Below are 19,208 nucleotides of genomic sequence, written 5' to 3'. Positions count from 1 at the left end.
GGCGCTCTCCTAGGGAACCTGCCAGCCGCGTTCCTGCAGCGCCTGGTTCAGGACGGCGACCGCGTCCGGCTGCACCGACAGCTCGGCCAGGCCCAGCGGCAGGCCGGGCGCGTGCTCGAGCCTGACGTCCTCGACGTTGACGCCCACCTCGTCGCAGATCTGGAACAGCCTGGCCAGCTGGCCGGGCCGGTCACCGATGACCACCTGGACGACGGCATAGGCCGCCGCGGGCCCGCCGTGCTTGCCGGGGATCCTGCCGTGGCCGACCACGCCCCGCTTGAGCAGTTCGGTCACCTCGGGGCCGGCGCCGTCGTCACCCGCGGCCATGGCCCGCAGCGCGGTGGCGGCGTCGGCCAGGTCGCGAGAGACCGCCTCCAGCACCTCGGCCACCGGGGCGGCGTTGCCCGACAGGATGCCCAGCCACAGGCCGGGGTCGCCGCCGGCGATCCTGGTCACGTCGCGCACGCCCTGGCCGGCCAGCCCGAGCGTCACGTCCGAGGCCTCGGCCAGGCGGGCGGCCACCGCCGAGGCGGCCACGTGCGGGGCGTGCGAGACGACCGCCACAGCCCTGTCGTGGTCTTCGGCCGCCACCTCGACCGGGTTGGCCCCGCACAGCTCGATGAGGGCGAGCACGGCCTCCCTGGCCTCCGGCGCGGCCTCGGGGGTCGGGCACAGCGCCCACGGCCGCCCGAGGAACAGGTCGGCCCTGGCCGCGCCAGGGCCCGCCTTCTCCCTGCCCGCCATGGGGTGCGAGGCGACGTAGGTGCTCAGGTCGCAGCCGAGCCCGGCCGCCTCGGCGATCGGCCTGGCCTTGACGCTGGCGACGTCGGTGTAGAAGCGGGCCGCGTCACGCTGCTGCAGGCCGCGCAGCTCACTGGCCACATGGCCCGGCGGGACGGCGACCACCGCGAGGTCGACCGGGTCGCCCAGGCGCCATTCCTGGCCCGCGCCCATCTCCCTGGCCAGCCGTACGGCGCCCAGGTCGCGGTCGGCCAGCAGCACGGTCACGCCGCGCTGGCGCAGCGCCAGTCCGATCGACGTGCCGACCAGGCCGGTGCCGAGGACGAGGACGGTGTCGAGCTTCACCGTGTCCACTTTCTCCGTGTCCATTCTCACTGCGCGATTGTCAGGTGCGCGTCACGCGATCACGACCCCGCGTGTCCACGCGCGGTCGTCACTGCGCGATGTCCTGCCGCAGCACGGTCGCGCCGCGCAGGTAGACGTGCTGGATCTCGCGGCGCGGACGGTCGCTCTGCACGTGCGCCATCAACCGGACCACGCGCGGCAGCGCGCCCGGCACGCCGATCTCGGTGCAGCAGATGAGCGGTACCTCATGGAAGCCGAGCTTACGCGCCGCGAGGGCGGGGAACTCGGCAGTGAGGTCGGGCGTCGCGGTGAACAGCACACTGATCACGTCGTCGGTGGTCAGCTGGTTGCGCTCCATGACCGCCGAGACCAGCTCGGTGGTCCCGCTGATGATCGCGTCGCGGTCGTTGGCCTCCACCTGGATCGCCCCGCGAATCGCCCGCACCATGTCAATCCCTCCATATGGTTCGGAGCCCGCACACATGTGCGCGGGCTCCAGCGTCCGGCCAGATTACAGCTTGACCGCCGCGTAGAGGTCGCCGACCTCCTTGAGGGTCAGCGCCCTGATCGTGCCCGGCTTGGTACGGCCCAGCTTGACCGGACCGAACTCGATCCTCGCCAGGTCGATCACACGGTGACCCGACTCCTCCAGCATGCGCCTGACGATGTGCTTGCGGCCCTCGTGCAGCACGACCTCCACCAGCGCCTGCTGCCCGTGCTCCTGGACGATCTCGAAGTGGTCGGCCTTGGCCAGGCCGTCCTCCAGCTCGATGCCCTTCTTGAGCCTGCGGCCCAGGTCGCGCGGGATGGGACCGGGCACCTTCGCCCAGTACTTCTTCTGCACGCCGTAGCTGGGGTGGGTCAGCCTGTTGGCCAGCTCGCCGTCGTTGGTGAGCAGCAGCAGGCCCTCGGTCTCGGTGTCGAGCCTGCCCACGTGGAACAGGCGGGGAGCCAGCTCCTGCACGTAGTCGGCCAGGCACGGGCGGCCCTGCGGGTCCTCCATCGTGGAGACCACGCCGATGGGCTTGTTCAACGCGTAGTAGACCAGGTCGGGAGCGGTCGGGATGCGCTTGCCGTCGACGTGGATGACCTGCGTCGCGGGGTCGACCTTCGCACCGAACCTCCGCACGACCTGGCCGTTCACGGTGACGCGGCCCTCGCCGATCATCTCCTCGCAGGCCCGCCTGCTGGCCACGCCCGCCTGGGCGAGCACCTTCTGCAGCCGCACGCCGCCCGGCACCTCGGTGGTGTCGCGCTCGTCGGCGTAGTCGTCGGGGTAGAAGTCGCGGTCGCGGACGGGCTGGCGAGCCGACTTGAAGGCGTCGCGCGGCTTGCCGCCGCCGAACGACTGCGCCCTTCCGGTACGGCCCGCGCCGGCCTCGCGCTTGGGGGCGGGACGGCTGGAGACCCGGCCGATCGTCTGGGGCTCCTCGCGCCTGCCGTAGCGGGCCCGCGTGGAGCTCTCCCCGCGCCTGCCGACCCTGCCGGCCCTCAGGCCCGCACGGTCGTCACGGCCCGAGGCGCCGCGCTCCTGACGGTCACCGCCCTGGAAACCGGCCCGGTCGCCACCCTGGAAGCCGCGGCCGTCCCGGTCACGGAACCCACGGTCACCGCGGTCGCCGCGGTCACCACGGTTACCCCGGTCGCCGCCGAAGCCGCGGTCCGGGCGGTCGCCGCCGGATCCACGCCCGTCACGGCCACCGCCGAACCTGCGGCCGTCACGGTCACCGCCGAACCCGCGATCGCCGTAGCCGCGCTCGCGGGACCCGCGACCTTCCCGGTCGCCGCCGCGGAACCCGCGGTCGTCACGGTCACCGCCGAACCGGCGGTCACCACGCTCACCACGCTCACCACGCTCGCCACGGTCGCCACCGCCGGACCCGCGGCCCGGACGGTCGCCGGCACGGAACCCGCGCTCGTCACGATCGGCGCGGAAACCCCGCTCGCCCCGGTCCTGGCGGCCGGCGTCGCGGGAGCCGCGCTCGCCACCGCGGAAACCGCGGTCCTCACGAGAACCGCGGTCCTCACGGGCCCGGCCGTCCCGATCGCCCCGCCCGTCGCGGAAACCCCGGTTGTCCCGGGCCTGATCGCCACGGTGACCCCCGCCGTCGCGGAAGCCGCGGTCCTCGCGCGGGCCGCCGTCGCGGAAGCCGCCACCGCGCTCGTCGCGGGACTGCGGCTTGCCGTACCTGGCACGGGAGCCGCCGCGGTCGGCGCGCATGGAGTCGCGGGAACCGCCGAAGCCGCCCCGGCTGTCGGATCCGGCACGGAAGTCGTCACGGCGGGAACCCCCGCCGAAGTCGTCGCGGCGGGGACCGCCACGAGAGTCGTCGCGGCGCGAGTCGCGCCTGTCGTCGGAGCGGTAGGCGGGACGCCCACTGCCGCCGCTCCTGGAGCTCGCGCCCCGGGAACCGCCGGTGCGTCCTCGACCGCGTCCATCACCGGACGGGGTGCTGCGCCTGTTGATCACTTCGTTGTCTCCTCAAGGTTTTCCACGTCGTCGGGCAGGAAGGGCGCGAGCTCGGGAAGCTCGTCGAGGCTCTTCAGGCCCAGTCGCTCCAAGAAGTAGGAGCTGGTCCGGTAGAGCACCGCCTGGCTCTCCGGATCGGTGCCGGCCTCTTCGACCAGCCCTCTGGCGACCAGCGTCCGCATGACGCCGTCGCTGTTGACGCCGCGCACGGCGGCGACACGGGCGCGGCTCACCGGCTGCCGGTAGGCCACGACCGCGAGAGTCTCCAGCGCGGCCTGGGTGAGCCGCGCCTGCTGGCCATCGCGGACGAACCGCTCGACCAGCGGGGCGCAGTCGGCGCGCGAGTAGAACCGCCAGCCGCCTGCGACCTCCCTCAGATCGAAACCCCGCCCGGCACCGGAGTATTCCGCCGCCAGCGCATTCAGCGCGGCCTCGACCTCGTGGGTGGGGCGTTCGAGCACCTGGGCGAGGGTGATCGCGTCGACCGGCTCGTCGACGACGATCAGGATCGCCTCCAGTGCCGCGTTCAGATCCGGCGCGGCCGTACCGGGCGCGGGCTCGTCGGCGTCGAGGGGCGCGAAGTCCGCCTCGTCCGGGCGGGACGGGTCATCGGCCGGCGACCCGACCAGGCCGGACGAACCCGTACCCGGGGTCGTCTCCCCGCCGTCACGGCCGGCACCCCGCACGGCACCGGACACCCCCGCAGCCACACCCCCGACCTCCGCAGCGGCGAACTCAGCCGCCGCCGCGCCCACGACCGTCTCCGGAGCACCGAGCTCGGCACTCGGAGCGGCGAAGTCGGCACCCTGAGCGGCGAGCTCGGCCGCCACCACCGTGCGCTCGGCCTCCGGAGCGGCGGGCGCGCCATCCTCGGAACCGGTGTGCCCCCCGGTAACGTGCGCGGTCCCCAGGAGGTCGGGCGCGACCGGCTCCTCGGCAGGTTCCGGCTCGGCCCGCGCTTCCAGCGGCTCCTCGGCAGGCTCCGGCTCGGCCCGCGTTTCCCGCGGCTCCGGCGCGTCCGGCGCCGCCGTCTGCGGGGCTGGGTTGTCCACGCGGGAGGCGGCCGCTGGATCCGCCGGAGCGTCCTCGAGGCCGGCGCCGAAAGCGCCCGAACCCGGCAGGCCCGCCCACGCGGCCCCGCGCGGACGCTCGCGCCGGGGCGCCGGCGAGCCGTCGGCCCGGCGCTCGGACGGCGACGGGTCCCTAGGAGCCGGGAACTCACTCATCAGCAGCCTTCTCCGCGCTCTCTTCGTAGTCGTCGCCCACCGCGACGTCTCCGTCGTCGGCTCCCGTCCAGGTCACATGCAGATCGCCGAGGGGCTCCACCTGCTCGAAGCTGACAGCCGACTCCCTGAACAGCTCCAGCACGGCCAGAAAGCGGGCGATCACCTCGAAGGTGCCCTCGCAGTCGGCGACCAGCGTCCTGAACGTGGCCGTGCGCAGGTGCCGCAACCGCCGCACAAGAATAGCGGCTTGGTCCCTGACGCTCGCCAGCGGTTGGTAGATGTGCCCGACGCCGACGGTGGGCGGCAGCTTGGGCGTGAACGCCTTGGCGGCGATGCGCGCCAGCTGCTCGGGCCCGATGCCGAGGACCAGTTCCGGCAGCAGGTTGGCGAACTGCGGCTCCATCGGTACGGCCCGCGGGAACCGCAGCGACTCCTCCGCCATCAGCCCGGAGAAGACCTTGGCGACCTCCTTGTAGGCCTTGTACTGCAGCAGCCTGGCGAACAGCAGGTCGCGCGCCTCCAGCAGCGCGAGGTCCTCCTCGTCCTCGACCTCGCCGGTCGGCAGCAGCCGGGCCGCCTTGAGGTCGAGCAGCGTGGCGGCGACCAGCAGGAAGTGGCTGGTCTGGTCGAGGTCCCACTCGGGGCCCTTGGACCTGATGTAGGCGATGAACTCGTCCGTCACCTTCGACAGCGAGACTTCGGTGATGTCGAGCTTGTGCTTGGAGATCAGGCCGAGCAGCAGGTCGAAGGGGCCCTCGAAGACGTCGAGGTGCACCTGGAAGCCTTGCGGCCGCTCGTCGCCCTGACCGCCGGCTGGGCCGGCCTTCCCGGGCGGGGACTGCCGCCCCTGCCCGGAGCGTGTGGGGGAGGTCGCGGTCACCTGGCCATTGTCGCAGGCTGCTGCCAGCGCGAGAGCACCTCTCTGGCCAGCTCGCGGTAGGCGTTGGCGCCCAGCGAGGACGGGTCGAAGGTGGTGATCGGCTCACCCGCGACGGTCGCGTCGGGGAAGCGGACGGTCCTGTTGATGACCGTGTGGAACACCTTGTCGCCGAAGGCCTCCACGACGCGGGCGAGCACCTCGCGGCCGTGCAGGGTGCGGGCGTCGTACATGGTGGCCAGCAGGCCCTCGATCTCGAGCTCGTCGTTGAGCCGCTCCTGCACCTTGGCGATGGTGTCCATGAGCAGGGCGACACCGCGCAGGGCGAAGAACTCGCACTCCAGCGGCACCATGACGCCGTGGGCGCAGGTGAGCGCGTTGACCGTGAGCAGGCCGAGCGAGGGCTGGCAGTCGATCAGGCACACGTCGTAGAAGGGCAGCAGCGGCTTGAGCACGCGCCCCAGCACCTGCTCGCGGGCCACCTCGGTGACGAGCTGGACTTCGGCCGCCGACAGGTCGATGTTGCACGGCAGCAGGTCGAGGCCCTCGACCCCGGTCTGGAGCAGCACGTCCTCGGCGGCGACGTCGCGCTCCATGAGCATGTTGTAGACCGTCAGGTCGAGCTGGAGCGGGTTGATGCCCAGGCCGATCGACAGGGCGCCCTGCGGGTCGAAGTCGACCAGCAGGACCTTCAGCCCGCACTCGACGAGCGCGGCGCCCAGGTTGATCGTGGTGGTGGTCTTGCCGACCCCGCCCTTCTGGTTGACCATCGCGACCACCCGCGCGGGGCCGTGCGTCTCGCGCGGCACCGGCTCTGGGAACACCGGGCGCGGCCGCCCGGTGGGGCCGAGATTCACGCCCTTGGCGGTCGTGTCGGTCTTCGTGTCGCCCCAGGGGTTCTCAGGGGTCCCCGGGGTCGAACCGTTGGCGGTCACAGTCACCAGCTCGAACCTCCCTGACGGTCCCGAACCGGACCGTCCGGACGGACACTATGGCGTCAGCACTTAGGCGGCAAGAAGGCACGCCGACTTACCGCACGACGCAAAGACTATAGATCACCGGCGGGCACGGGGGTGCGCGGCGGCGTAGACCTCACGGAGCTTGTCGACCGTCACCAGCGTGTAGACCTGGGTGGTCGTCACCGAGGCGTGGCCGAGCAGTTCCTGGACCACCCTAACGTCCGCGCCGCCGTCGAGCAGGTGGGTCGCGAACGAATGCCGCAAGACGTGCGGAGAGATCCCTTCCAGGCAGGCCCGTTCGGCGGCGGCCTGCAGCACCTCCCAGGCGCCCTGCCTGGTGAGGCGGCCGCCGCGGGCGTTGAGGAAGACGGCCGGCGTGCCCCTGCCGTGGCCGAGCAGGGACGGCCTGGCCCGCACCAGGTAGGCGTCGAGCGCTTCCCTGGCGAAGCGGCCGACGGGCACGACGCGGGTGCGCCCGCCCTTGCCGCGCAGCCGTACCTGGTCGTCCTCGAGGTCGTCGAGAGCCAGGCCGACGGCCTCGGAGATGCGGGCGCCCGTGCCGTACAGGAGCTCCAGGAGGGCGCGGTTGCGGAGGGTCAGCGGCGCGCCGTCGGGCCCGGAGGCGGCGATGAGCCGCTCGACCTCGGCGACGCCGATCGCCTTGGGCAGGCGGCGCAGCTGGCGGGGCGGGCGCACCTCGTGGGCGGGATCGTGGCCGGTGACGCCTTCGCGCAGGGCGAACCTGTGCAGGCCGCGCACGGCCGAGACGGCGCGCGCCGCCGAGCCGGCCACCAGGGCCGGGTGCTCGCCGTCGCCCTCGCGGAGCGCGGCGAGGAAGGCGAGGACGTCGGCCTCGCCCACCTCGCCCAGCGAGACCCGGCCGCGCGACCGCAGGTGGTCGACGTAGCGGCGCAGGTCTCTGCGGTAGGAGGCCAGCGTGTTGGCAGCCAGGCCCCGCTCCACCGCCAGATGGGCGAGGTAGCTGGAGAGCACTGCCTCCACGGATGATCCTCCCGTCACGCCTCCGGTGCGTCGGCGGGCCGCAAGTGGGCGAATCCGTCGGCCGACGCCGCATATGCGGCGAGGATACCGGCCACGGCCGGGGAATTGTGGATCATTCCCTCGAGCGTCTTCTCGACCGCTTCGGCGAGCGGGACCCACTGGACCGGCATGTCGAACTCCTCGTGGCGGCGTTCGAAGTCGATCTCCGTCTCGGACAGGTCCCTGGCCAGGAAGACGCGGATGCGCTCGTCGGACATGCCGGGCGAGGTGTAGAGGTCGACGAGCGTGTGCCAGGTGTCGGCCTTGTAGCCCGCCTCCTCGGCCAGCTCGCGCGCGGCGGTGGCGACCAGCGGCTCGCCCTCGACGTCGCGCAGGCCCGCGGGCAGCTCCCACAGCAGACGGCGCGTCGGGTGCCGGTACTGCCTGATCAGCAGGACGCGCTCGTCGGCGTCGAGCGCGAGGACCGCCACCGAGCCGGGGTGGACGACGTAGTCACGCTGGGCGACCTCGTCGCGCGGCATGCGCACGGTGTCGGTGCGCACGCCGATCACGTATCCCCTGAAGTGCTCCCGCGAGTCGACGACCGGCCACTCCTCGGGAGAGTCGGCCACGGGCAGGCCGGCGTCGGAGCTCACTTGCCTGCCGCCTTGGGCGAGCGGCCCGCCGCGTAGGCGAGCGAGGCCGAGATGAGGCCCTTGAACAGCGGGTGGGCGCGGGTCGGCCGCGAGCGGAACTCGGGGTGGGCCTGCGTGCCGATGAAGAAGGGGTGCTGCTCGACGGGCAGCTCGGTGTACTCCACCAGGCGGCCGTCGGGCGACAGCCCGGAGAAGACCAGGCCGACCTTCTCCAGCTGCTCGCGGTAGGCGTTGTTGACCTCGTAGCGGTGGCGGTGGCGCTCGTCGGCCTTGGCCTTGCCGCCGTAGAGCTGGCGGGCCAGCGTGCCCTCGCCGAGCTTGGCGGTGTAGAGGCCCAGGCGCATGGTGCCGCCCATGTCGCGCTCGCCGGCGACGACGTCCTCCTGGTCGGCCATGGTGGAGATGACCGGGTGCTTGGTGTCGGGGTCGAACTCGGCGGAGTTGGCGTCGTCGACGCCGGCCAGGTTGCGGGCGGCCTCGATGACCATGCCCTGCATGCCGAGGCAGATGCCGAGCAGCGGGATCTTCTTCTCGCGGGCGTGGCGGATGGCGCCGATCTTGCCCTCGATGCCGCGCACGCCGAACCCGCCGGGGATGAGCACGCCGTCGACGCCGTCGAGCTCGCGGGCCGCGCCCTCCTCGCTCTCGCAGTCGTCGGACTTGACCCAGCGGATGTTGACGCGGCTGTCGTTGGCGAAACCGCCGGCGCGCAGCGCCTCGGTGACGCTCAGGTAGGCGTCGGGCAGGTCGATGTACTTGCCGACGAGCGCGACCGTGACCTCCTTGGCCGGACGGTGGACGCGGCGCAGCAGCTGCTCCCACTCCTTCCAGTCGACGTCACGGAACGGCAGGCCGAGGCGGCGCACGACGTAGGCGTCGAGACCCTCGGAGTGGAGCACCTTGGGGATGTCGTAGATGGAGGCGGCGTCGACGGCGCTGACCACGGCGTCCTCGTCGACGTCGCACATCAGGCTGATCTTGCGCTTGATGGAGGTGTGGACGGGGCGGTCGGAGCGCAGCACGATCGCGTCGGGCTGGATACCGATGCTGCGCAGCGCGGCCACGCTGTGCTGGGTCGGCTTGGTCTTCAGCTCGCCGCTCGGCCCGATGTACGGCAGCAGCGAGACGTGCAGGAAGAAGACGTTGTCGCGGCCGACCTCGTGCCTGATCTGGCGCACCGACTCCAGGAAGGGCAGCGACTCGATGTCGCCGACGGTGCCGCCGACCTCGGTGATGACCACGTCCACGTCGGGACCGGCCATGCCGCGGATGCGGTCCTTGATCTCGTTGGTGATGTGCGGGATGACCTGGACGGTGTCGCCGAGGTACTCGCCGCGCCGCTCCTTGGCGATGACGTTGGAGTAGACCTGACCGGTCGTGACGTTGGCCGAGCCGTGCAGGTCGGTGTCGAGGAAGCGCTCGTAGTGGCCGACGTCGAGGTCGGTCTCAGAGCCGTCGTCGGTGACGAAGACCTCTCCGTGCTGGAAGGGGTTCATCGTGCCGGGGTCGACATTGAGGTAGGGGTCGAGCTTCTGCATGGTGACCCGCAGCCCACGGGCCTTCAGCAGGCGGCCCAGGCTGGAGGCCGTGAGTCCCTTGCCGAGACTGGAGGCGACACCGCCGGTGACGAACAGATGCTTGGTTTGCGATGCGCTGCGCAAGAAGTCTCCCGTGGCTCGAGGTGTGGCGTTGACGTCCACGGGCTCTCAGGATATCAAACGGCGCCCCGACATGCCCTAACGGCGTACCAGAGAGTAACTTTGGGCCCTATGTCACTTGTACGGCGGGCGGTCGGCTCCCTCGTTCACCGCGCCTACGCCGCCATCCGCGCCGCGGGAGCGATCACGCCCGCCACCCCCGCCGGGTACCGTTTCGGCAGGCTCGGCGAGGGCGTCAGCATCGCCTTCCCGGTGGGCGCCATCTTCGGCGAGCGGTGGATCGAGATCGGTGACCACACGCTCATCGGGGAGCGGGTCTCGCTGTCGTGCGGCATGGGCCCAGGCGTGGACCTCGGCCCCGGCTCCATCCTGCGGATCGGCGGGAGCTGCTCGATCGGCAGGGGCAGCCACATCGTCGCCCACCAGTCGATCGACATCGGCGAGCACGTCTTCACCGGCCCCTACGTCTACATCACCGACCAGAACCACGTCTACGACGACCCGGAGACGCCGATCGGCCGGCAGTGGCCGCGCAACAATCCGGTCTCGATCGGCGCCGGGTCGTGGCTGGGCACCGGCGCCATCATCCTGCCGGGCACCAGGATCGGACGGCAGTGCGTGGTGGCGGGCGGCGCGGTGGTGCGGGGGCACTTCCCCGACCACAGCGTGATCGCGGGGGTTCCGGCCAAGCTGGTCAGGAGCTACACGCCCGAGCTCGGCTGGCACCCGCCCGGCGTCACCCCGCTCGACCGCCAGGCCACCGCCTGACCGCGCCCGCCGCACCACCCGCCGGGAGCCGGGGCCGGCGTTCTGCCGGGGCCGCGGGCCGCGGGCCGCGGGCCGCGGGCCGCGGGTCACGGTACGGGGAAGATCCGGCGTCGGGTGCGACGCCATGGCGAGCACCGCGGTTCGGCCGGCGTTAGCGTGAAGGACGGAGGGTCACGCAAGGACCGCGGCGGGCTGTGGGGTGCCGGCCGTACAGGACGGGGAACACCATGCTCGCAGCACTGACCGGTCTGGGCCTGAGCACCGCGGCCGGGCTCAACGCCTACATCCCGCTGCTGGTCGTCGGGGTGCTGGCCAACATCACGGACGCGGTCAAGCTGCCCGACGGCTACGCGTGGCTGACCGACTGGTGGGTGCTGGCGATCATCGCGGTGCTGCTGCTCGCCGAGTTCGTGCTGGACAAGGTGCCGGTCGTCGACAGCGTCAACGACGCCATCCAGACCGCGATACGGCCCGCGTCCGGCGGCGTGGTCTTCAGCGCCACGGCGGCCGCCGCCGAGTTCGACAACTCCACCTGGATGGCGGAGCACCCGTGGGCCGGGTGGCTGATCGGCATCGTGACCGCGCTGGCCGTGCACGTGCTGAAGTCCACGGCCAGGCCGGTCGTCAACGCCACCACCGGAGGGCTGGGCGGCCCCGTGGCCAGCACGGTGGAGGACGCCGGTTCGCTGGGCGTGAGCCTGGTCGCCATCTTCCTGCCGGTTCTGGTGCTGTTCCTGATGATCGGGATGGCGGTGCTCGCGTGGCGGCTGTTCAGGAAGGTGCGCAGTCCGTCGAGGAGGTGAGACGATCTCACCCGGCAGGCTGATCCCAAGACCCGGCCCGGCCCCTAGCCTTCGACGGGACGACGTGCGGGCGACGTGCCCCCGCCCTGGCGCCCGCACGTCCGTCGCCGCCTCGGAACGAGCCGCGCCGCGCCGCCAGGGATCGCTTATCCTCTCAGGTAAAGGCCGGACGGGAGGTCCCTCCAATCAGCACATTCCTTCTGATCCTGCTCGCGATCGTCCTGATCTTCCTGGCGCTCGCGGGTGTGGCCGTCTACGCCCTGGTCAAGGTCGGTAAGCGGGCCAGCCGGTCGGCCCGGCAGGTCACCGCCCGCCTGGCCACCCACGTCAACGCCATGGGCGTGGGCGACGCGGCCGAGGTCGAGCGGCTCCGCCTCGACCTGCGCCGGGAGGTCTCCATGACCCGCCAGGCGATCGACGCGGCGACGCAGCAGGGCTGGAGCCTCGGCGACCTGCCGCACCTGATGGGCGAGCTGTCGCGCCAGGCCGACGTGCACGACACCCAGCTCGGGATCTACGCCCAGCAGCGCCGCGTGTCGCCGTATGTCGACCACGTCACGCTCGACCGGCTGCGCGAGCACCAGGCCAAGCTGACCGCCATGTGCGCCAGGATCAGGGCCGACCTGCTCGACAGCCAGGTCCACCACGCCGGCACCGGCATCGACGAGCTGCACGCCCGCACCGAGCTGGAGATCGAGTCGCGCCGCCGCACGGTCGACCCGCTGGACGAGATCGACGAGCTCTACCGCAAGACCCTGCAGGAGCGCCGAGACCAGACCTGACGGTCACCGGCTGTGTCATCATGGATCCGTCGCGTAATCCCCCCGGAGGAGGTACCCGATGACCACCGCACTTCCCGAGTGGTTCTGGCCGGGTCCTCCAGGCGGGTGGACCGCTGACATGCTCGATCGTCTCCCCCCCGACGCGCCCAAGCACGTCGAGCTGATCGATGGGTCCCTCGTCATGATGTCGCCGCAGACCGGCTTCCACATGCTGATGCTTCGGCTGCTCGAGCAACGGCTCACACCCCCGTCCGCCCTGATCGTCGCCCGTGAGATGACCGTCACCCTCGGTCTCCGCCAACGCCCCGAGCCCGACATCCTGCTCGTCAATCGGACCGCCTTCACTGAAAAGGGCACCTCGTTCAAGCCACAGGACGTCCACTTGGTGGTCGAGGTCGTTTCGGATGAATCCATGGAGCGCGATCGGACGACGAAACCCATCAAATACTCCGACGCGGGCATCAAGTACTTCTGGCGGATCGAGCTCGAAGACGACCGGCCTGTCGTCTACACCTTCGAGCTCGAACCGGCGGTCAAGGCCTACGTCCCCACCGGCATCCACCGCGAGAAGCTCCACACCTATGTCGGGTTCGACGTCGACATCGACCTCGATCTCGACCAGGTCATGTGACGAGTTCGGTGGCGAGCTCCTCGTAGGCGGCGCCCTTGTTGATGCGGGCGCGCAGGGCCTGGGCCTGCGGCGTGGTGAGCATTGCCCCGCCCATCACCAGCGGGAAGCTGATCTGCCAGCTGAGCAGGGCCCGCGGCGAATGCCGGTGGCCGTTGCGCAGGACGGCGGCGCCCACCCGCACGGCGTGCTCGTTGCGCGGCGCCACACCGGGCCGGTCCACCTCGCGGGCGGCGTAGCGGAACCCCTCGTCCAGGTCGCACGGCGGGCAGCCGGTCGGCCCCCTGCCCCGCCGGTTGCCGCACTGCGCGCAGGTCAGACGCTCGAAGGCGGCGTCGACCACCCGCCAGTCGTAGCCCTTGATCTCGTCGACGATCATCTCGGCCAGAGCCGGGTCGTCCTCGAACCCCTGCTCGGCCAGAAACGCCTGGTAGCCGTCCTCGACGATGCGGTCGACCAGCGCCAGGCAGCGACCGCAGCCCGGCGCTCCGCCGTACGGCAGCCGGCCGCACTCCACGCACCTTTCCATGCCGCGATGGTAGGCGGCCGAAAATACGTTGCGCCGCCGGTTTTCGCTCCGGCACACTCGTCGGAGCTTCGACCGAAAGGAGGGACAACCGTGACGACGACTGTTCGCATGCCGTTTTTCGCGTCCTGTTTCCTCCCCACCGGTCAGCTTCCGACCTGATCGCGCGCCGGTGGGCATTCTCATCAGGAGAGCACCACCGTGCCGAAGAAGAACCGTCTCGACGCCGACGACCTCGAGTGGCTCGAGAACAACCCCGTGGACCTCGACGGGCCGCCCGCCGGTGACCGCTGGTCCACCTGGGATCTCAGCACCCCGACCGAGCGCGGCCCCCGGCCGCATCCCGACTGGCTGGTGACCGAGCTGGCCGCCGTCGACACCGAGCTCGGCATCCTCAAGACCGGCAAGGAAGCCGACGTCCATCTCATCTCGCGCGGCGTTCCCGACACCGACCGGGTGTGCCTGCTGGCCGCCAAGCGCTACCGGTCCAACGACCACCGGCTCTTCCACCGCGACGCCGGATATCTGGAGGGCCGCCGGATGCGCGACTCGCGGGCGAGCAGGGCCATGGCCTCGCGGACCGCGTTCGGCAAGCAGGTGATCGCCGGGCAGTGGGCGCAGGCGGAGTTCGCGGCGCTGGTGCGGCTGTGGAAGCTGGGGTTGCCGGTGCCATATCCGGTGCAGATCCTCGGCACCGAGATCCTGGAGGAGTTCGTCGGCACCGCCGACGGCTATGCCGCGCCCCGGCTGGCGACCGTCGACGAGGGGCTCGACGACCTGTGGGAGCAGCTGGTGGCGGCCATGGTGACGCTCGCCGGGGAGGGCCTGGCGCACGGCGACCTGTCGCCGTACAACCTGCTGGTGCACGAGGGCCGGCTGGTGATCATCGACCTGCCGCAGATCGTCGACGTGATCGCGCACCCGACGGGGCCCGACTTCCTCGACAGGGACGCGCGCAACGTGGCCACCTGGTTCGCGCACAAGGGCCTGCCCGTCTCGGGGGAGGCCCTGTCGGGGCTGCTGCGCAGCGAGGCCGGCCTGGCGTGACCTTACGGGGCGCCTCCCGCTCGGGACGGCGCCCCGGTGCGGTCACTGCGCCGCGCCGGCCGTCTCCTCGCGGGCCGGATCGAGGAGATCCTCGTGGGCCAGGTCGAGGAAGAGCGCGGCCGACCAGCCGAACCCGCTGGTCGCCCGGCCGGCCCTGCGGCCCGTCAGCGGGTTCCAGTACTCGTAGAGGCCGCCGCCGTCGCGGACCATCGCCAGCGTGCGCTGCCGCAGCTCGCGGGCCGTCCCGGGGTGGCCGGACCGGCGCAGCCCTTCGATCAGCAGGTAGTTGATGTTCAGCCAGACCGGTCCGCGCCACATGGCGTCGGGGTCGAACCTCGGGTCGTCGAAGGCGACGGTGGGCACGGGACGTTCGCCCCAGAAGCTCGGCGAGCGCAGGTCCGCGACGAGCCGGGCGGCGATGTCCGCGGGGAGCCGGCCGGTCAGCAGCGGCATGAGCTCCAGCGGGGTGCGCACCGCCACCTCCTGCCCGCCGACCCTGGTGGCGAACCGCGTGCCGGTCCAGCGGCGCGCCACCATGCGGTCGACCAGTTCCTGCGCCCTGGCCCGCCACGGCGACGGGTCGCGGCCGAGCGCGGCGGCGATGTCGCCCAGCCGGTCGTACTGCAGGGCCAGGTAGGAGTTGAGGTCGGGGGGCTCGGCGCGCGGCCCGTGATCCCAGACGGGGCTGTCGTCCAGGCCAGAGGAGTACGGGTGGAGGTACTCGGCCAGGCCGTCGCCGTCGGGGTCGGAGTGGGTGAACCACCACTCCTGCGAGCGGACCAGCGGCTCGAAGACCTCGGCCAGGAAGTCGGGGTCCGGGTCCACCTCGTGGATCTTCCACACCGCCCAGGCGGTGAGCGGCGGCTTGGTGACGGGCACGACCTCGCGGACCGGCTCGCCGCCCACGTGCTGGGCCAGGCGGGCCAGGTCCGAGCGGGGCAGGTCGGTGGTCTCGCTGAGCACCCCGTGGTCGTGGACCACGTCGGGGATGAGGCCGTCCGGGCGCTGGTTGTCGAGCAGGATGCGGATCTGCTCCCTGGCCAGCGCGGGGTCGGCGTGCCTGAGCGCGATGGCGTGGAAGTAGGAGTCCCAGTTCCACAGGCCGACGTAGCCGTACTTGGAGGGGATCAGCGACTGCCTGCCCCTGATCGGCACCAGGTTCACCCCGAGCGTCCACCACGCCTGTTCGGCGCGTTCGCGCAGCGCCTGCGGCACGGACGGCATGGCGGCGAACCAGTCACGCCAGCGCGCGGCGGCGGCCGCCAGCACGCCGGGACCATCGCCGGTCGGGGAGCCGCCAGGGGAGCCGGTCGGGGGGCCGACCAGTGTGAGGCAGCCGTCGATGTCCGCCTCGCCGCCGTCCCACACCGCCCGCGCGTCCCTGCCGGTCAGCACGATGGTGTCGGGCCCGGCGAAGGCCATCGCCACGCCGCCGGCGAAGTCGATCCGGTCCGGCAGCGCCTGCCGTACCGGCAGCTGCCTGTCGCCGGCGAGGACCCGCAGGCCCGTGAGGACGGTCGTGTCGCTCAGCCGGGTCTCGTACAGGGCTCTGGCGATCCACAAGGAACCGTCGTCGGCCGCCATCACCAGCAGCCGGGAGCCCCGGTCGGTGAACGGCCGTTCTCTCAGCTCCAGCATCAGCGTCCACCCAGTCCGGAAGCCGCCATCGAGTTGATGATCTTCCGCTGGCCGATCAGGAAGGCGATCAGCGTGGGCACGACCGCGATCGCCGACCCCGCCAGGATGAGCCCGTAGTCGACCGCCGTGCGCTCCCCGGAGAACTGGCTGAGCAGCAGCGGCACCGTGAACAGCTCCGGCGAGTTCAGGAAGATCAGGGGGAAGAAGAAGGAGTTCCACGAGGCGAGGAAGGCGATGATGCCGAGCGCGCCCAGGCCGGGGCGGATGTTCGGCAGCACGACGTTCCAGAAGCACCGCCAGCGGCCCGCGCCGTCGATCCTGGCGGCCTCCTCCAGCTCCACCGGCACCGCCCTGATGAACTGGCGCAGCAGGAACACCGCGAACGGGTTCGCGATCGTCGGCACGATCAGCGCCAGGTGCGAGTCGATCCACCCGAACTCCGCCAGCATGAGGTAAAGCGGGACGATCGTGACCTGCACCGGCACCATCTGGGTGGCCAGGAACACCACGAACAGCACGCCTGAACCCTTGAACTTGATCCGGGCGAAGGCGTAGGCGGCCATGGCCGATGTCAGCAGCGTGAGCGCGACGTTGAGCACGGCGATGTAGAAGCTGTTCCAGTACGCGGTGCCGAACGGCATCGCCGCCAGCGCGTCGGGATAGTTCTCCCACCGCCACGGGGCGGGCAGCCAGTCGAGCGGGTTGTTGAGCATCTGCCGCACGCCCTTGAAGGACGTCAGCAGCATCCATACGAACGGGAAGAGCATCGCCAGCCCGCCGATGGTGAGCGCGGCGTGCAGGGCTACCTGCCGGTGTCGCATCCGGGCTCCCTCACGTGTCGTAGTGGACGAGGCGCTTCTGCGCGGCGAACTGGACGAGGGTCACCAGCAGCGTCAGGACCAGCAGGATCAGCGCGGCGGCGCTGCTCATGCCGAACTCGAAGTCCTGGAAGCCGAGCTCGTAGACCTGGTAGACGATGGTGCGGGCGCCCTCGTTGTACTTCGGGTTGACCAGCACGTAGATCTGGTCGAAGGCCTGGAACGAGCTGATCACCGCGACCACCGTCGAGAAGAAGATGGTGGGCGAGAGCAGGGGCAGCGTGACCGAACGGAAGATGCGCAGGCTGCCCGCGCCGTCCATCCTGGCGGCCTCGACGATCTGCGGCGGGATGGTCTGCAGCCCGGCCAGGAAGATCACCACGTTGAGGCCGAGGGACGACCAGATCGTCACGACGGCGATGGCCACGATCACCCAGCCGGGGTCGCGCAGCCAGTCGGGCGCGGTGATGCCGAACCAGCGCTGCAGCGAGGTGTTCAGCACGCCGTACTCGTCGCCGGCCAGGATGATCTGCCACATCAGCGCGACGGCCACCGAGCTGGTGACCACCGGCATGAAGTACAGCACGCGGTAGAAGCCGCTGCCCTTGACGCTGTTCAGCGCGATCGCGATGAGCAGCGCCAGGGCGAGCCCGAACGGGACGGTCAGCAGCGCGAGCTTGATCGTGTTCCACACGGCCAGCCCGAACTCGGGGTCGGACAGCTGGGCGGCGAAGTTGTCCAGGCCCACCCAGTCCTTCTCGCCGAGCCCGTCCCATCGCATGAAGGCCAGCACGACGGCGAAGCCGAGCGGGAAGACCAGGAACAGGGCCAGCGCGACGAGCTGCGGCCCGAGGAAGAGCGCGGCCCACCAGCCGTCCCTGTTCCTGATGGTCTGCTTCCCCCGGGCGGCCGCCCGGGGGCGCGCCTCGGTGACGATGGCCACGGCTAGCCCAGCTTGCTCTCGACGAGCTTCTGCAGTTCGTCCATGCCCTGGTCGAAGCCGACCTTGCCGGTCCACACCTTCATCAGGTGCTCGTTGATGTCGGCGGTGAGGCCGGGCACGGACACCTCCTCGGGGTAGTTCGCGAAGCCGGTGTCGCGCACGTCGAGGAAGGTCTGGGCGTGGGCGGGGTAGTTGTCGGCCAGGACGACCTGCTCGGCGCCCTTGATGGACGGCACGGCGCCGCCGTCCTTGAGCCGCAGCAGCTGTCCGTCCTTGCCGACGAACTCGGTGAAGAAGGTGAAGGCCTCCTTCGGCAGCTTGGTGTCCTTGTTGATCGCCAGGTAGGAGGCGGCGACCGCGCCGGGCATCGGCTCACCGGTCGGCGAGGGGAACGGCACGATGTCGTAGTTGCCGAGGTCGCCGCCCTTCCTGAGCGAGTCGATCATCCATCGGCCGCCGGCGTAGAAGCCGGCCTTGTGCTTGAGGAACTGCGTGCTGGGCCCGTTGCTGTCGGGCAGCGTGTCGGCGCTGAGGAAGGTCTCGTCCTGGTAGCCCTTGGCCAGCGTCTGCAACGCCTCGCGGGACTTGGCGTCGGTGGTGGCCACGAACTTGCCGCCGTCCCACACCTTGCCGCCGAAGCCGTTGATCATCGAGTACGTCGAGCCGTACCAGTTCCAGAAGATCGAGCCGGCCTTGCCCGCCGCCTTGAGCTTGGTGTTCATCTCCAGGTACTTGGCCATGGTCCACTGCTTGGCCTCGTGGAGGGCGGCGGGGTCCTCGGTGATCCCGGCGTCCTTCAGGGCCTGCTTGTCGAACCAGAGGACCTCGGGGTTGGTGTCGTTGGGGACGCCGTAGATCTTCCCGTCGCGCTTGGCGCCGCCGTACACGCCCTCGAAGAAGTCCTCCGGCTTGCTCTTGGAGTCGGCCCCGGCGAGCTGGTCGTTGAGCGGGGAGAGCACGCCGGCGGAGACGAACTTGCCGATGTTGTCGTCGCCCACGAAGAACACGTCGGGCGCCGTCTTGCTGGTGAGCTGGGCCAGCAGCTTGGGGTGGTACTCCTCGTACTTGGCGACCGACTCCATCTTGAGCCGGATGCCGGGGTGGCGCTTGTGGAAGTCCTCGGTGAACTTCTCGTACAGCTTCACGTCCTCGGCCGATCCCCAGGTGGACCAGCGGACGGTGACCTGGCCGCCGCTCGTGCCGGGAACGTTGCCGCCGCCGCTGCCGCTGCACGCGGTGGTGGCGAGGGCGAGTGCGCCCAGGAGGGCTAGCGCACGCTTCATGGTGGCTCCTTCAGGCTTTTCGGGGGGTGGTGAGGCGATTCGGGGCCCGGGGGACGGGC

The 19,208-nt window shown here is 71.1% G+C and carries 19 protein-coding genes; 5 read left to right on the top strand and 14 right to left on the bottom strand.

The features are described from left to right. Nucleotides 1-9: 9 nt before the first annotated feature. The 9 genes from ABZX22_RS19280 to ABZX22_RS19240 form a co-directional block, all read right to left on the bottom strand. A complete protein-coding gene (locus tag ABZX22_RS19280) occupies nt 10-1,110 on the bottom strand; it encodes a prephenate dehydrogenase (protein WP_354911003.1) in 1,101 nt (366 codons plus the stop codon). Nucleotides 1,111-1,174: 64 nt separating this feature from the next. Next, nucleotides 1,175-1,534 carry a chorismate mutase gene (gene aroH / locus ABZX22_RS19275; RefSeq protein WP_354910633.1) on the bottom strand — a complete coding sequence of 120 codons (360 nt, stop codon included), beginning with the start codon at nt 1,532-1,534 and terminating at the stop codon, nt 1,175-1,177. 63 nt (nt 1,535-1,597) lie between these two features. After that, complete coding sequence (locus tag ABZX22_RS19270) at nt 1,598-3,556, bottom strand: pseudouridine synthase (protein WP_354910630.1); 1,959 nt, start codon at nt 3,554-3,556, stop codon at nt 1,598-1,600. Continuing rightward, on the bottom strand, nt 3,553-4,086 hold the full coding sequence (gene scpB / locus ABZX22_RS19265; RefSeq protein ID WP_354911001.1) for an SMC-Scp complex subunit ScpB: 534 nt from the start codon (nt 4,084-4,086) through the stop codon (nt 3,553-3,555). The genes ABZX22_RS19270 and scpB overlap by 4 nt, the downstream gene beginning before the upstream one ends. 688 nt (nt 4,087-4,774) lie before the next feature. After that, nucleotides 4,775-5,557 carry a segregation/condensation protein A gene (locus ABZX22_RS19260; RefSeq protein ID WP_354910999.1) on the bottom strand — a complete coding sequence of 261 codons (783 nt, stop codon included), beginning with the start codon at nt 5,555-5,557 and terminating at the stop codon, nt 4,775-4,777. A 101-nt stretch (nt 5,558-5,658) separates the two neighbouring features. Further along, nucleotides 5,659-6,516: a ParA family protein gene (locus ABZX22_RS19255; RefSeq protein ID WP_354910997.1), complete on the bottom strand. Its 858-nt coding sequence runs from the start codon at nt 6,514-6,516 to the stop codon at nt 5,659-5,661. A gap of 198 nt (nt 6,517-6,714) precedes the next feature. Then, nucleotides 6,715-7,620 carry a site-specific tyrosine recombinase XerD gene (locus ABZX22_RS19250; protein ID WP_354910628.1) on the bottom strand — a complete coding sequence of 302 codons (906 nt, stop codon included), beginning with the start codon at nt 7,618-7,620 and terminating at the stop codon, nt 6,715-6,717. Nucleotides 7,621-7,634: 14 nt separating this feature from the next. After that, nucleotides 7,635-8,255, bottom strand: a complete 621-nt coding sequence (locus ABZX22_RS19245; protein WP_354910625.1) for an NUDIX hydrolase — start codon at nt 8,253-8,255, stop codon at nt 7,635-7,637. Next, complete coding sequence (locus ABZX22_RS19240) at nt 8,252-9,916, bottom strand: CTP synthase (RefSeq protein ID WP_354910623.1); 1,665 nt, start codon at nt 9,914-9,916, stop codon at nt 8,252-8,254. The genes ABZX22_RS19245 and ABZX22_RS19240 overlap by 4 nt, the downstream gene beginning before the upstream one ends. 108 nt (nt 9,917-10,024) lie before the next feature. Here ABZX22_RS19240 and ABZX22_RS19235 point away from each other — a divergent pair, with 108 nt between their 5' ends. From ABZX22_RS19235 to ABZX22_RS19220, 4 genes are all read left to right on the top strand, one after another. Continuing rightward, nucleotides 10,025-10,681: an acyltransferase gene (locus tag ABZX22_RS19235; RefSeq protein ID WP_354910620.1), complete on the top strand. Its 657-nt coding sequence runs from the start codon at nt 10,025-10,027 to the stop codon at nt 10,679-10,681. Nucleotides 10,682-10,908: 227 nt separating this feature from the next. Continuing rightward, on the top strand, nt 10,909-11,484 hold the full coding sequence (locus ABZX22_RS19230) for a DUF4126 domain-containing protein (protein WP_354910617.1): 576 nt from the start codon (nt 10,909-10,911) through the stop codon (nt 11,482-11,484). Between the two features lie 245 nt (nt 11,485-11,729). Continuing rightward, nucleotides 11,730-12,266 (top strand): hypothetical protein, encoded by a 537-nt coding sequence (locus ABZX22_RS19225; RefSeq protein WP_354910615.1) that lies wholly within the window; start codon nt 11,730-11,732, stop codon nt 12,264-12,266. A 58-nt stretch (nt 12,267-12,324) separates the two neighbouring features. Beyond that, nucleotides 12,325-12,897, top strand: a complete 573-nt coding sequence (locus tag ABZX22_RS19220; RefSeq protein ID WP_354910613.1) for a Uma2 family endonuclease — start codon at nt 12,325-12,327, stop codon at nt 12,895-12,897. Here the strand turns inward: ABZX22_RS19220 and ABZX22_RS19215 are convergent. Beyond that, nucleotides 12,890-13,423 carry a hypothetical protein gene (locus ABZX22_RS19215; protein WP_354910610.1) on the bottom strand — a complete coding sequence of 178 codons (534 nt, stop codon included), beginning with the start codon at nt 13,421-13,423 and terminating at the stop codon, nt 12,890-12,892. The two genes, ABZX22_RS19220 and ABZX22_RS19215, sit on opposite strands and share 8 nt — an antisense overlap. Before the next feature lie 198 nt (nt 13,424-13,621). On the opposite strand from ABZX22_RS19215, the gene ABZX22_RS19210 reads away from it, so the two are divergent. Beyond that, complete coding sequence (locus ABZX22_RS19210) at nt 13,622-14,467, top strand: RIO1 family regulatory kinase/ATPase (RefSeq protein WP_354910607.1); 846 nt, start codon at nt 13,622-13,624, stop codon at nt 14,465-14,467. A 42-nt stretch (nt 14,468-14,509) separates the two neighbouring features. Here ABZX22_RS19210 and ABZX22_RS19205 read toward each other — a convergent pair whose 3' ends face one another. The 4 genes from ABZX22_RS19205 to ABZX22_RS19190 are packed head-to-tail and all read right to left on the bottom strand — an operon-like array spanning nt 14,510 to nt 19,149. Then, nucleotides 14,510-16,105: a glycogen debranching protein gene (locus ABZX22_RS19205; protein ID WP_354910605.1), complete on the bottom strand. Its 1,596-nt coding sequence runs from the start codon at nt 16,103-16,105 to the stop codon at nt 14,510-14,512. Further along, the gene (locus tag ABZX22_RS19200; protein ID WP_354910603.1) at nt 16,105-16,926 is read right to left on the bottom strand and encodes a carbohydrate ABC transporter permease; all 822 of its coding nucleotides are present in this window, start codon (nt 16,924-16,926) and stop codon (nt 16,105-16,107) included. The genes ABZX22_RS19205 and ABZX22_RS19200 overlap by 1 nt, the downstream gene beginning before the upstream one ends. Before the next feature lie 10 nt (nt 16,927-16,936). Continuing rightward, nucleotides 16,937-17,866: a sugar ABC transporter permease gene (locus tag ABZX22_RS19195; protein WP_354910600.1), complete on the bottom strand. Its 930-nt coding sequence runs from the start codon at nt 17,864-17,866 to the stop codon at nt 16,937-16,939. Between the two features lie 2 nt (nt 17,867-17,868). Further along, on the bottom strand, nt 17,869-19,149 hold the full coding sequence (locus tag ABZX22_RS19190) for a sugar ABC transporter substrate-binding protein (RefSeq protein ID WP_354910599.1): 1,281 nt from the start codon (nt 19,147-19,149) through the stop codon (nt 17,869-17,871). Between the last annotated feature and the right edge of the window lie 59 nt (nt 19,150-19,208).

It is taken from the genome of Nonomuraea sp. NPDC003804 (assembly GCF_040610675.1).
Classification (GTDB): Bacteria; Actinomycetota; Actinomycetes; order Streptosporangiales; family Streptosporangiaceae; genus Nonomuraea.
The sequence above is the reverse complement of the archived record's forward strand: the minus strand, read 5'-3'. Positions and strand labels throughout refer to the sequence as shown.